Consider the following 12,469-nt stretch of genomic DNA (forward strand, 5'->3'; position numbering starts at 1 on the left):
GGGTGATGTCGGTGAGCGGACCGGTCCCCTCCGGTCCACGGCCGTTCCTGCCCGGCCTCAGGCCGGTCCTGCCCGGCCCTAGAGACCGTTCCCTGTCCGGCCTCAGGCCGATCCTGCCCCCATCGAGGGGGCCGGGAACGGCAGGACGGCCACTGTTACGTTGTCGTGGCCCCCGCCGTCCAGGGCGTGGCCGACCAGAACCTGGGCGCTGTGCAGCGGGCGGAGCGCGGCGTCGGGCGGGATGACCTGCGCCAGCTCCTCGGCCGCCTCCGCGTAGTTCCACAAGCCGTCGGTGCACACCACCACTACACCCGGCCGGTCCGGCTTGAAGGAAGCGGTGTGCGGCTCCAGTTCGTACGCATCCGCGCCGAGCCAGCCGGTGATCGCGTGGGCGCGCTCGTCCGCGTACGCCTCCGCCTCGTTCATCAGGCCCGCGGCGACCATCTGCGCGGCCCAGGAGTCGTCCTCGGTGAGCCGGGCCGCGGGGGAGGTGCGGTCCACGGGGATCCAGTAGGCGCGGCTGTCGCCGACCCAGCCGACGATCAGGAGAGTGGGCGTGACCACGGCGCCCACGAGGGTGCAGGCGGGCGCGTTCTGATGCGGGGCGTGCTCGGAAGGGGCGGCTCCCGCAAGGGAGTTGACCGCCCGGGAGGCGGCGACGATCGCGTCGTGCATGGCCTGCTGGGGGTGCGTGCCCCGGGGCAGGGCCTCCAGGAGCGACTCGTTGGCGGCGCGGGACGCGGCGAGGGAGGCCTCGTCCGGGCGGGTCGCCGAGGACACCCCGTCGCAGACGATCGCGACGACGGCGGAGGAGCCGTCGGGCAGCGCGGTCGAGGAGATCGCGAACGCGTCCTCGTTGCGATGGTGGCGCAGCCCCCGGTCGCTGACCGCGGACACGGCGTCCAACTCCTGTTCCATATGGTCCCGTTCACGCGGCTGTGCGTGGCCGCAGTTCTCGCAGTAGCCGTCCCGGTCGACCTGGCCCGCGCGGCAGGCCACGCACACCTTGGTGCCCGCGGACGGGGTCGTCGCGAAGTCGGCGGTGCGCGGGTCGGGTGCCTGCAGAGTGTACTCGTCCGGCTCCGGGGGCCCGTCGAACCGTACGCCCGACGCGTGGGCCGGGAGTTCGTGGCCCGCCGAGTCGGTGCCCTGGATCTCCGACGGCACATGGACTGGGGCGGGCCTGTGGGAGCTGTCCACCTCGGGGGCGACCGGCCAGTCCACCGAAGGGGCGGCCGACGGGGGGTGCGCTGCCATGCCGTTCATGGTGATCGTGGGGTTGTCGTCCGGCGGTGCGGGCACGGCCGACAGGTCGTACCCGCACGCACCGCAGAAGCGGTCGCCCGACTCCAGCGGCTCCTCGCAGCTGGGGCACTTCGACAACGCCGGGGGCATCTGCGACATCAATTACACCCACGTCCGGGGGCGGTAGCGGTTGGCGCGCTCCACCAGATCGATCCTCTCCTCGCCACCTTGGGCGAGCCGGGCCAGTGTCCGGTACGAGCGCTCCAGACCGAAGCGGAGGCCTCGCTCGTCCAGGTCACTGCCGAGCAGTACGGTACGCGCCGGTGTGCTCGGTGGCGCGGAACCCTGGCTACCGGAGAGTACCCAGTCCAGGGCGCAGCCAAGGACCTCTGTGGACAACTGCTCGCGTCGGACCGCGTCCAGGCCGTATCCGCCGAGCGCCTCGATCTGCCCCGCCGCCGCGGTCAGGTCGTCCAGGAACTGGGCGTCCGGGGCCGCGTTCATCCGGTGCCGCAGCCGTGCCCGTACGGCGGCGACGCGGGCCGCCGTGTAGTGGATGTTCGCCTCCGGCACCGACTCCAGGGTCCGTACGGCACCCCGCCGGTCGCCCGCCGCGAGCTGTACGCGGGCCAGTCCGAACGCCGCGCTCACATAGCTCGGGTCGGTCGTCCACACCAGGCGGTAGTACTCGGCGGCGTTGTCCAGCTGCCCGAGGACCTCCGCGCACAGGCCGAGGGCCAGCTTGGGGGCGGGCTCGCCGGGGAACGCGTCGTAGATCGCGTCGAAGGACAGCGCCGCCACCTCGTGGTCGCCGGTCGCGAGCGCGGCGACCCCGCGATACCAGACCACCCGCCAGTCGTCGGGATGGTCCGCCTCCAGGGCCGCGAGGGTCCCGGTGGCGCTCTCCAGCTCGCCCATCTCCAGGCGGGCCCGCAGCTCGCGCAGCCGCAGCTCCAGGGAGCCGGTGGGCGCCGCGTGCAGCGCGGAGATCAGCTCCGCGGGCGCGGACGCCATGAGGCCCGCGAGGAAACCGGCGTTCGGGTCGCCGGGGTCGACGCGGGGGACCGGCAGAGCGAGTGCGCTGGCCGCGCTCTGGACGGGCTTGACCAGGGCGGTCGGCGGCGGCGCGAGGGCGTCGGCCGCGCTTTGGGCGGGGGTGGCGGCTGCACCGCCTGCCTGCCCGGCGCCTCCGGCGCCGAAAGCGTTAGTGGCTCCGCCGCCAGACAGTGCGGCGCCTCCGCTGCCGAGAGCGCCAGCGGCTCCGCCGCCCAACTGCCCAGCGCCTCCGGCGCCAGGACCGCCCGCGGCTCCGCCGCCGGACAGCGCGGCATCTCCGGTGCCTGAAGAAACGGCTGCACCGCCGTTGCCCGCCGCGACCAGCGCCCGGCCTCCGTTGGTCCCGACAAGCGCCCGGCGCCGCCGTCCCACCGGCACCGCCCGTGCCCCCAGCCGCGACACATCCCCCTCCAGCTCCCCGAACAACTCCGTGTCCGTGACCTTCAGTTCGGGCCCGAAGAGCGTGGACAGGGAGGGGCGGGGGCGGCCCGTCTGCAGCGCCACGACCTCGCGCAGTACGCCCGTCAGCTGCTCGGCCATCTCCTGCGCGGAGGCGAACCGGCGGGCCGGGTCGGGGTCGGTGGCGCGTACGAGAAGGCGGTAGAACGACTCGTACTGGCGGAAGACCTCGATGTTGTCGGGGTCGGGCAGGGAGTCCACGAAGACGTTCGTGTAGCCCTGGAAGTCGAAGGTCAGCACCGCGAGCGTACGGGCGACGGTGTAGAGGTCGGAGGCGACCGACGGGCCGAGCTCGGCGACCTCCGGCGCCTGGTAGCCGACCGTGCCGTAGATGGCCGACTCGTCGTCGTCCATCCTGCGCACCGCGCCCATGTCGATCAGCTTGAGCTGGTCCTCGGTCTGGATCGCGTTGTCGACCTTGAAGTCGCAGTACAGCAGGTTGCGGCTGTGCAGATGACCGAGCGCCTCGAGCGCCTCGATACCGTACGCGCAGGCCTGCTCCACCGGCAGCGGGTCACGCTTCCCGGCGGGCGTACGACGCTCGTTGGCGATCTCCTTGAGGGACTTGCCGCCGACGTACTCCATGACGATGTAGCCGTCGAGGGAGCCCGTGCGCTGGTCGAGGTGCTCGACGAAGTTGTAGATCCGCACGATGTTGGAGTGCTCGATCTCGGCGAGGAAGCGGCGCTCCGATATCGCGGCGGCCATCGCGTCCTGGTCGCCCGTGTCGAGCAGGCCCTTGAGCACCACCCAGCGGTCGGACACCGCGCGGTCCACGGCGAGGTAGATCCAGCCGAGCCCGCCGTGCGCGAGGCAGCCCACGACCTCGTACTGGCCGTGCACGACATCGCCCGCGCGCAGCTTCGGCACGAACGAGTACGGGTGGCCGCACTTGGTGCAGAAACCCTCCGTACGCCCCGGCCTCTCACCCCGCGCACGCCCCACCGGCGCCCCGCAGTCGGAGCGCGAGCAGAACCGCTTGCGCTCGGGTACCTCGGGGTTCTCCTGGACCATCTCGCGCGGATCGGGCCGCGGCACGTCCGGGACCTGGACGAGGCCGACGCCCAGCCGACCCCGACCGGAGGACCCGGCCGTCGAACCGGAGCTGCGCACCGACACCGAACGGCCCGATGTCCGCCCCGACAAGGAGCGCGACAGACGCCCCGACACCGAGCGCCGGGACTGCGAGGAGCGTGCCGAGCGCGACGACGACCGGGAACTGGAGCGCGAGCTGGCACTGCCGCGGCCGGAGCCGCGCGAGCCCTTCCCGCCCGCCGTGATCCCGGTCGGCGGCGAGCCGACCATGCCGCTCGCGGAGACGACCGGCGCCAGACCGCATGTGTCGCAGTACAACTCGCCGCCGCCCACGTCCTCGTACGCCCCCGTGCAACCGGGGCGCTGGCACTGCTTCCGTTCGCCCGCGTTCTCTTCGCTCACACTGCATCACCTTTATCCCTCACGGGAGGGCCCCCTCCGGTCCTGTGGCCCCCCGTGGCCGGCCTGGCCGGGGACCTTGGGCACCAGCAAGTCGGCGGCCGCGTGCTGGTAGCGCAGCACCGCCTGTTCCGCCACGCGCAGATCGCAGGGTGCGCTCCACAGCATGCGGCGCGCCGCGTCGTAGCGCTCCACGAGCAGCGGGTCCTCGGCGAGGCCGTGCCGGGCGACCTTCGCCTTGTACGCGTCGAGCCGGCCGCGCAGCTCCGCGCGGACCGCGAGCGGCGCGGTGACGGCCGTCAACGACTCGCGCGCCCTGAGGAGTTCGTCCTCGGCCTTCTCCTCCAGGGCCTCAAGGAGCGGCGAGAGACGGTGCCACTGCGCGTGTCTGCGGTACTCGGCGGCCGTCGCCAGCTGCTCCTGCAGCGCCGTCGGCGGGCCGCTGACCGCGGGCACCTCCGACGCGGCGATCTTCGCCAGCACCTCACCGCGCGCGGAGCGCGCCTCGGCCAGCGTGCGGTCCGCACGCGAGAGCACGTCCCGCAGCTTCACCAGCCGCGCCTCCGCGTCCTGCCTCACGCTCAGCACCGCGTCGATCTCGCGGCGCACGTCCTCCAGCGCGCGCGCCTCCCGGTCGTAACGCGTGGTGTCGGGCCGCCCGCCGCCCGGCGCCGAACTGCCCTGCGTGGGCAGCCAGAACGCCAGCGGATCGGACACCACCTGCTCCCGCAGCGACGTCAGCGTGCGCGTGATCCGCTCCAGGTCGTCGCCCGCCGGGTGCTCCCCGGGGCGTACGCCCACGGAGTGCGCGAGCTGGCGGGTGCGCTGCAACTCCGCGGCCAGCAGGTCGATCCGCGCGGGCAGCGCCGACCAGACGGCGTCGGCCGCCACGACCATGTCGAGGGACTTCGCGTACAACTCGTTCATACGCTCCACGAGTTCGGCCAGGGTGAAGCGCTCGCTGAGCTTTCCCGTGCCGGCCATCGTGGGCGCGGAGGCCGTCGCTGCGGCGCTGCCCGCCACCGTGACGCTCTCGCCGCGCAGCAGCTCCGTCAGCTCCACGAGGTCGTCGCGGTTCGGCCAGCGTCTGCGGGAGCGCACGTCACGCGCGGAGCGCAGGGCGTCCGCGTACGCGTCGAAGTACGTCCACAGGAGCGAGATCGACGCCTCGGCGGCCGTCCAGCGCTCCCGGGTCGTCCCCGTGAGCTCGGCGCCTTCGAGGAGTCTGCGGCCCGCGTGGTCCTGCAGGGCGAGGAGCGAGGTCTCGATGGCCTCGTGCTCCGCGCCGAGCCGCGCCAGCGCACGGTCCACCTCGTCCCGGTCCATTACCGGCCCGGAGGGTCCCGCGGCGCCCATCGATCACCTCTCGCTCTTGGTCGTTTCCGGTACGCGTTCCCCACGCGGCCCGGGCAACTCTCCAGTCGTATCAGCTTGGCTTCTGGTACTCGGCTTCAGTTACTGGTACTTAACGGCGGGCGGTCCCGCCGAATCCCCGAGGCTCGCCGCGAGCCACTTGTCGTACGACTGCTGCCAGCCGTTCTTGCGGTAGTCCACCAGCACTTGGTTGACCCGGCGCACCAGATCGTCGGCGCCCTTCTTCATCGCCACTCCGTAGTACTCGGTCGTGAACGGCTCCCCCTTGAGCTCGACCGTCGGGTCCTGCGCGGCCTGGCTCGCGGCGAGCGCGCCGTCGGTCACCACGGCGTCGACCTCACCGAGCTGGAGCCTCACCAGGCAGTCGAGTTGGTTGGGCACGGTGGTCTTGATGTCGGCGGAGGCGACCAGGTCGCCGTCCTTCTTGTCCGCGTCCAGGTTCTCCCAGGCGGTGGAGCCGTCCGCCGAGCAGATCTTCTTGTTCGCCAAGGAGTCGTCGTACCCCGTGATGTCCGAGGTCTTCGGGGCCAGGACCTGCTGTCCCGTCTCGAAGTAGGGCGAGGAGAAGGCCACTTCCTCCAGCCGGGTGCAGCTGATCGTCATCGTGCGGACCACCATGTCGACGCGGTCGCCCTGGATCGCGGGGATCCGCTCATTGGTGGGGATGGCTTGGAAGCGGATCGCGTTGGGGTCGCCGAGGATCTCGCCCGCTATCGCGTGCGCGAGATCGATGTCGAAGCCCTCCAGCTCACTGGTTTCCGTGGTGCTGTTCGGATCGCGGTAGCCCCAGCGGTAGCTGTTCTGATCGACGCCGACCCGAAGATAGCCGCGGTCCCGGATGGCCTGGACCGTCGCGCCGTTCTGGTCGCCGGACGGCGGCAGGCTCTGGTCCTGTGGGTCGGTGCACTCCTCGGCCTTGGTCTGCGTGCCCTCGGCCACGCCCTGGCCGCCGGTGCCCGTGCTGCCGTCCCCGCGGGACTGCGACAGCGGCAGCACCAGCGCGAAGACCGCCGTCAGGGCCAGGACGACCGCCATCGCGCCGACGCCGCCCCAGCCCTTCAGAGCGGCCCGCACACGTCGTGCCTTCATCGTCATGCCCCCTCTCACCGGTACTCCGACAGCCGGCGCCCGATACCGAGCACCGCACCCGAGGCGCCCAGCACCGCGAGCACCGCGGCACCCACCGGAAGCCCCGTCATCGCGCCCTTGCCGTCCTCGGCCGCCAGCTCGAACTCGCCCTGCTCATGGGTGAGCGCCTTCTGCAGATCGGTGTCCACGTTGTCGAAGCACTCGCCCGTCGGCTTGTCGTCCTTGGAGCCGATCACCTTGTCCAGCGCGCCCTGGTAGTTGCCCGAGTCGTCCGCGGTGCGGGCTTCCTTGTGCCGGTCCTGCCAGACCTGCATGTTCTCCGTCGCGCCCTTCACCGGAGACTCGCCCGCACTGTCGTCGGCGAGGTCCTCGGCGGCGGCCAGCTTGGCGGAGAGGTCCTTCATCTGGTTCGTGTAGTCGTTGTCGTACGCGTCCACGATCTCGCCGTCGACCTCTTTGGTCTCGGCGCCCCGGCTGACCAGCGTCAGCGTCTCGTTGCCGCGGGCCTTGAGGGAGGCGATCCGGGCGTCGTTCAGCACGTTCAGCGACCGTACCCCGTGGTCGTACGACTCGTTCAGGCCTGCCCTGGCGAAGCTGTGGCCGACCACCAGCCAGAGCAGCACCACTGTGGAGGCGGCGGTCGCGGCGACCATGCCGTGGTTCAACACCCGGTTCGTACGCTGGTAGTTGCGGCGCTGGGCCCAGACGAGGCCGCCGATCGCGACGACGCCGACGCCGATCGCTATCCACGGGTAGGGCGTCGCGGCGTCGTAGTCGGAGCGCAGCCGCTGGTTCTCCATCTTGTAGAGATCCTCGGCGTCCTTGAGCATGACCTGCATCTTCGCGTTGGCGTAGCGCAGGTAGGCGCCGCCGAGCGGGTAGCCCTGCCGGTTGTTGGACCGGGCGCGCTCGATGAGGCCCTTGTACTCGGGCAGCCGCGTGTTCAGCCGGGTGATGGTCTCCGCCGACTCGGAGCCCGGCTCGGAGTTGGCCGCCGCGTTGACCAGCTTGTCCGCGGCCGTGGTGATGCCCCGCTCGTACCGCTGACGGGACTGGGCGGTCTCCTGGCCGCCCGCGAGGAAGCCGCTGGAGGCCGCGGTGTTGGCGTCGGCGAGCGAGCGGTAGATGAGCGCGGCGTCGGCGCTCAGCGGCTGACTGCTGTTCAGTACGTCGTCGGCGGCGGCCGAACGCTCCGTCATCTGCCAGGCCGTCATCGCGCCGAACGCCACGACCAGGAAGGCCAGCACGGCACCGATGATGCGCAGCCGCCCCGGCTCCGTGGTCGCCGCGGCGCGCAACTTGTCGACGCCTTCCGCCCAGGCCGTACGGCGCGGGGGCGTCGTGTCGGGCCCGCCGGGACCGGCCGGACCGGGCTGCGCGGCGGGCGGCGCCGTCGGCACCGCGACCGGTGGACCTGGCTGCGGCGGCATTGCGGGCATTGTGGGCGGTCCCGCGCCAGGTGGCGCCGAGCCGCCGTTCGGCGTGTATGTCACTTGACCTCCCCCATGGTCATCCCTCCGTCACGTCCGCCCGCGCGTCAGGACGCACGGGAAGAGGTGCACGGCCGCAAGTATCCCCGCCAGGACTGACATCGCACAGTCCCAGACTGGATCTTGTTCGTATCGCAGTGCAATTCGTACCGCAGCGCAACCATGAATACGCGATCCAGAACCCTACGGTTCCCTGCGCGAGCCCTCGTAATGCGCCCGCACGCGCGCGTGCACCTCGTCGGGCGCCTTCAGGTGGTCGAGGCCGAGCAGCGCGGCGCCCAGGACCGGGCTCGCGGTGACCACCCGGGGTACGGCCTTGGGGGCGCGTTCGGCCAGCAGTTCCCTTGTCCGGTCGTCGAGTTGGGGGTGCCGGGCCGCCAGGATGCTGCCGCCGAGAAGTACGGGGGCCTCCTCGTCGAGCAGTTCCAGACGGGACAGGGCGACGCTCGCCATGGTCGCCACCTCCTCCGCGAGCCGGTCGACGAGCGCGCGGGCCACCGGGTCGCCGGCCGCCGCCGTGGCGAACAGGACCGGTGTCAGCTCGTGACGCCGTTCGTGCCTCAGGTATCTGAGGTGGAAGGCCTCGATCAGCGCGTACATGGAGTCGAGGCCGAAGTGGGCGGGCAGGGCGCGGGCCAGCGCGGTCGGGCCGCCCCGGCCGTCCTCGGCCCGCGCCGCATGCCAGATGGCCTCCTCGGCGAGGCCCCCGCCGCCGCCCCAGTCACCGGAGAGGCGGCCGATGGCGGGGAAGCGGGCGATGCATCCGTCGGGCCGCATACCGACGCAGTTGATGCCCGCGCCGCACACCACGGCCACCCCACGCGGCTCGGCGACCCCGGCACGCAGGATCGCGAAGGTGTCGTTGCGCACCTCGGTACTCGTGCCCCACGCGCGCGCGTGCAGCGCGGCGGCCAACTGCTCCTCCTCGACGGGGAGATCGGCGTTGGCGAGACACGCAGAGACATGGTCCACGGAGCTGACGCCGGCCTCGGCGAAGGCCCGGTCGACGGCATCGGCCAGTGTGTCCACGGCCTGCCGCACGCCGACCACGGGCGGCCGGAAACCGCCCGCGCGCGCCTCGGCGAGCACCCGCCCGTCCCGCGCGACGACGGCCACGTCGGTCTTGCTGTTCCCGGCGTCGATGGCGAGAACACCCGCTCTTATGCCCACGCGAGGTGCTCCCGGTTGTGCGCGAGCAACTGGTCGGTGAGGACGTCGGCGTACGCGTACTGGCCCACCAGGGGATGCGCGAGCAGCGTGCGGAACACCCGCTCGCGTCCACCGTGCAGCGCGGCCTTGAGCGCCAGGTCCTCGTACGCGGTCACGTTCGCCATCAGGCCCGCGTACAGCGGATCCACCGACGGCACCGGCAGCGGAGTGGCCCCGCTGGATCCGACGGCCGCCTGGACCTCGATGACGGCGTCGTCCGGCAGGAAGGGCAGCGTCCCCTTGTTGTACGTGTTCACGACCTGGTACGGACTGCCCGCCCCGCCACCGAGCAGCGAGGCCGCGAGGTCCACGGCCGCCTCCGAGTAGTACGCCCCGCCCCGCTTGCCGAGCAGCGCCGGCTTCTCGGCGAGCTCCGGGTCGCCGTACATCTTCAGCAACTGCCGTTCCATCTCCGCCACTTCGGCGGCCCGCGACGGCTTCGTCCGCTGCTCCCGAACGACCTCGTCGTGCGCGTAGTAGTAGCGCAGGTAGTAGGAGGGGACGACGCCGAGGCGGTCGACGACGTCGCGCGGCAGGCGCAGGTCGGCGGCGACGGCGTCGCCGTGCTCGGCGAGCAGCTTCGGCAGGACATTCTCGCCCTCGGGCCCCCCGAGTCGTACACCCGTCTCCCAGGTGAGATGGTTGAGCCCGACGTGATCGAGGTGCACGTCGACGGGCGCGACGCCGAGCATTCCGGCGAACTTCCGCTGGAAACCGATCGCTACGTTGCACAGCCCGACCGCTTTGTGACCGGCTTCGAGCAGGGCGCGGGTCACGATGCCCACCGGGTTGGTGAAGTCGATGATCCAGGCGCCCGGATTGGTTCGCCGTACGCGCTCCGCGATGTCCAGCACCACCGGCACCGTACGCAGCGCCTTGGCGAGCCCGCCTGCACCGGTCGTCTCCTGGCCGACGCAGCCGCACTCCAGCGGCCAGGTCTCGTCCTGCTCGCGCGCGGCCTGTCCTCCGACGCGGAGTTGGAGCAGGACGGCGTCGGCGCCGTCGATGCCCGCGTCCAGGTCGGAGGTCGTGACGATGCGCCCGCCGTGCCCCTGCCTCGCGAAGATGCGCCGCGCCAAGCCGCCGACCAGCTCCAGCCGTTCGGCCGCCGGATCGACGAGCACCAGCTCCTCGACGGGCAGGGTGTCCCTCAACCGGGCGAAGCCGTCGATGAGTTCGGGGGTGTACGTCGAACCCCCGCCCACTACTGCCAGTTTCACGGTCGGTCAGCCCTTCACTCCGGTCAGCGTGACACCCTCGATGAACGCCTTCTGCGCGAAGAAGAACACGATGATCACGGGGGCCATGACCAGCAGGGTCGCGGCCATGGTCAGATTCCAGTTCGTATGGTGGTTGTCCTTGAACGACTCGAGTCCGTAACTGAGCGTCCAGGCAGCCGGATTGTCACTCGCGTAGATCTGCGGGCCGAAATAATCGTTCCAGCAGTAGAAGAACTGGAACAGCGCGACGGCCGCGATCCCCGGCTTGGCCAGCGGCACGACGATCCGCAGGAGGGTGCGCAGTTCTCCGCAGCCGTCGACCTTCGCCGCGTCGAGATACTCGTCGGGAATGGTCAGCAGGAACTGGCGCAGCAGGAAGATGCTGAAGGCGTCGCCGAAGGCCATCGGGATGATCAGCGGCCACAGCGAGCCGGTCATGTGCATCTGCTTGGCCCAGAACAGGTACATCGGCACGATGATCACCTGCGGCGGCAGCATCATCGCGGAGATGACGAGCATCATCGCGATCCGGCGCCCGCGGAAGCGGAACTTGGCCAGGGCGTACGCCACCGGAAGGCTGGAGACGACGGTGAAGAGGGTGCCCAGGCCCGCGTACATCAGGGTGTTGCGCCACCAGGTCAGAAAGCCGGGGGCGTTCCAGACGTTCGCGTAGTTGTCCCAGTTCCAGGACCTCGGCCACAGGGCGCTGGTCAGCGTCTGCTGATCGTCCATCAGGGACGTGAGCAGGATGAACACGAACGGCATGATGAAGAACAGCGCGGCGGCGATGCCCAGACAGTGCACGGCGATCCAGTGCAGCAGCGCCTTGCGCCGGGCGGTACGGGCCGCCGGGCTCGCGGAGGCCCTGCCGGACGGACCGGCGGGTTTGGTGGGGGCAGGCGGGCGGGCGGTGACGGTGTGGGTCATAGGGATCAGTCCTCCACCGTGATCAGGCCGCCGCGGCGGCGCATCAGCAGCGCGGTGAACGCCATGGACAGAGCGAACAGCACGAGTGCGACCACACAGGCGGAGCCGGTGTCGAAGCGCTGGAAGCCCAGGGTGTAGACGAGCTGGGGGAGGGTCAGCGTGGACTTCCCCGGGTAGCCGGGCTCGTAGATCTGGCCGGCCCCGGCGCCGATGACACCGCTGGCCGTCTTACCGGCGATGATCGGCTGCGTGTAGTACTGCATCGTCTGGATCACACCGGTGACCACGGCGAACAGCACGATGGGCGAGATGTTCGGCAGGGTCACGTACCGGAAGCGCTTCCAGGAGCCCGCGCCGTCGAGTTCGGCCGCTTCGTACTGCTCCTTGGGCACATCGAGCAGCGCCGCCATGAAGATCACCATCAGGTCGCCGATGCCCCACAGCGCGAGCAGCGTCAGCGCCGGCTTGGACCAGGTCGGGTCGTTGAACCAGCCCGGCTGCGGCAGGCCCAGATCGCCGAGTACCTGGTTGACCGGGCCGGTGCCCGGGTTGAGCAGAAAGGCGAAGGCCAGGGTGGCGGCGACGGGCGGGGCGAGATACGGCAGATAGAAGAAGGTACGGAACAGCCCCGCACCCGTCTTGATCTTCGTGATCAGCAGCCCCACGCCGAGCCCGAAGACGACCCGGGCCGCCACCATGATCACCACGAGCCACAGGGTGTTGCGCATCGCGGCCCAGAAGAACGGATAGTCCGTGAAGACGTACGTCCAGTTGGTCAGCCCGTTGAAGGTGGGCGGCTTGAAGCCGTCGTACTTCATGAAGGAGAAGTAGACGGTCGAGAGCAGCGGATAGACGAAGAAGACGCTGAAACCGATGAGCCAGGGGGAGAGGAACGCCAGCGTACGCAGCCCCTCCCGGCGGCGCTTGCTGCGAAGCGCCGCCGAATGGCCGTGCAGGATCGTCATG

The 12,469-nt window shown here is 71.0% G+C and carries 9 protein-coding genes; all 9 read right to left on the reverse strand.

The features are described 5' to 3' along the window. Nucleotides 1–102 precede the first annotated feature (102 nt). The 9 genes from ACYVO6_RS05790 to ACYVO6_RS05830 all read right to left on the reverse strand — a co-directional run bounded on the left by ACYVO6_RS05790 (nt 103) and on the right by ACYVO6_RS05830 (nt 12,468). The gene (locus ACYVO6_RS05790) at nt 103–1,407 is read right to left on the reverse strand and encodes a PP2C family serine/threonine-protein phosphatase (protein ID WP_461057915.1); all 1,305 of its coding nucleotides are present in this window, start codon (nt 1,405–1,407) and stop codon (nt 103–105) included. Then, a complete protein-coding gene (locus ACYVO6_RS05795) occupies nt 1,408–4,197 on the reverse strand; it encodes a serine/threonine-protein kinase (protein ID WP_461057917.1) in 2,790 nt (929 codons plus the stop codon). Between the two features lie 12 nt (nt 4,198–4,209). Beyond that, nucleotides 4,210–5,550 carry a zinc ribbon domain-containing protein gene (locus ACYVO6_RS05800; RefSeq protein ID WP_461057919.1) on the reverse strand — a complete coding sequence of 447 codons (1,341 nt, stop codon included), beginning with the start codon at nt 5,548–5,550 and terminating at the stop codon, nt 4,210–4,212. A gap of 99 nt (nt 5,551–5,649) precedes the next feature. Next, complete coding sequence (locus ACYVO6_RS05805) at nt 5,650–6,657, reverse strand: glutamate ABC transporter substrate-binding protein (protein WP_461057921.1); 1,008 nt, start codon at nt 6,655–6,657, stop codon at nt 5,650–5,652. Between the two features lie 14 nt (nt 6,658–6,671). Further along, the gene (locus tag ACYVO6_RS05810) at nt 6,672–8,096 is read right to left on the reverse strand and encodes a hypothetical protein (RefSeq protein WP_461057923.1); all 1,425 of its coding nucleotides are present in this window, start codon (nt 8,094–8,096) and stop codon (nt 6,672–6,674) included. A 234-nt stretch (nt 8,097–8,330) separates the two neighbouring features. Beyond that, nucleotides 8,331–9,317 carry an N-acetylglucosamine kinase gene (locus tag ACYVO6_RS05815; RefSeq protein WP_461057925.1) on the reverse strand — a complete coding sequence of 329 codons (987 nt, stop codon included), beginning with the start codon at nt 9,315–9,317 and terminating at the stop codon, nt 8,331–8,333. After that, a complete protein-coding gene (locus ACYVO6_RS05820) occupies nt 9,308–10,576 on the reverse strand; it encodes a 6-phospho-beta-glucosidase (protein ID WP_461057927.1) in 1,269 nt (422 codons plus the stop codon). The genes ACYVO6_RS05815 and ACYVO6_RS05820 overlap by 10 nt, the downstream gene beginning before the upstream one ends. 6 nt (nt 10,577–10,582) lie before the next feature. Further along, nucleotides 10,583–11,503 carry a carbohydrate ABC transporter permease gene (locus ACYVO6_RS05825; protein ID WP_461057929.1) on the reverse strand — a complete coding sequence of 307 codons (921 nt, stop codon included), beginning with the start codon at nt 11,501–11,503 and terminating at the stop codon, nt 10,583–10,585. A gap of 5 nt (nt 11,504–11,508) precedes the next feature. Beyond that, nucleotides 11,509–12,468, reverse strand: a complete 960-nt coding sequence (locus ACYVO6_RS05830; protein ID WP_461057931.1) for a carbohydrate ABC transporter permease — start codon at nt 12,466–12,468, stop codon at nt 11,509–11,511. Nucleotide 12,469 lies beyond the last annotated feature (1 nt).

It is taken from the genome of Streptomyces pseudoechinosporeus (assembly GCF_054783935.1).

Coding starts and splice junctions, on each gene's coding strand:
- ACYVO6_RS05800 (WP_461057919.1), bottom strand. CDS start 5,550: ATGGGCGCCGCGGGACCCTCCGGGCCGGTAATGGACCGGGACGAGGTG.
- ACYVO6_RS05805 (WP_461057921.1), bottom strand. CDS start 6,657: ATGAAGGCACGACGTGTGCGGGCCGCTCTGAAGGGCTGGGGCGGCGTC.
- ACYVO6_RS05810 (WP_461057923.1), bottom strand. CDS start 8,096: ATGCCCGCAATGCCGCCGCAGCCAGGTCCACCGGTCGCGGTGCCGACG.
- ACYVO6_RS05825 (WP_461057929.1), bottom strand. CDS start 11,503: ATGACCCACACCGTCACCGCCCGCCCGCCTGCCCCCACCAAACCCGCC.
- ACYVO6_RS05830 (WP_461057931.1), bottom strand. CDS start 12,468: ATGACGATCCTGCACGGCCATTCGGCGGCGCTTCGCAGCAAGCGCCGC.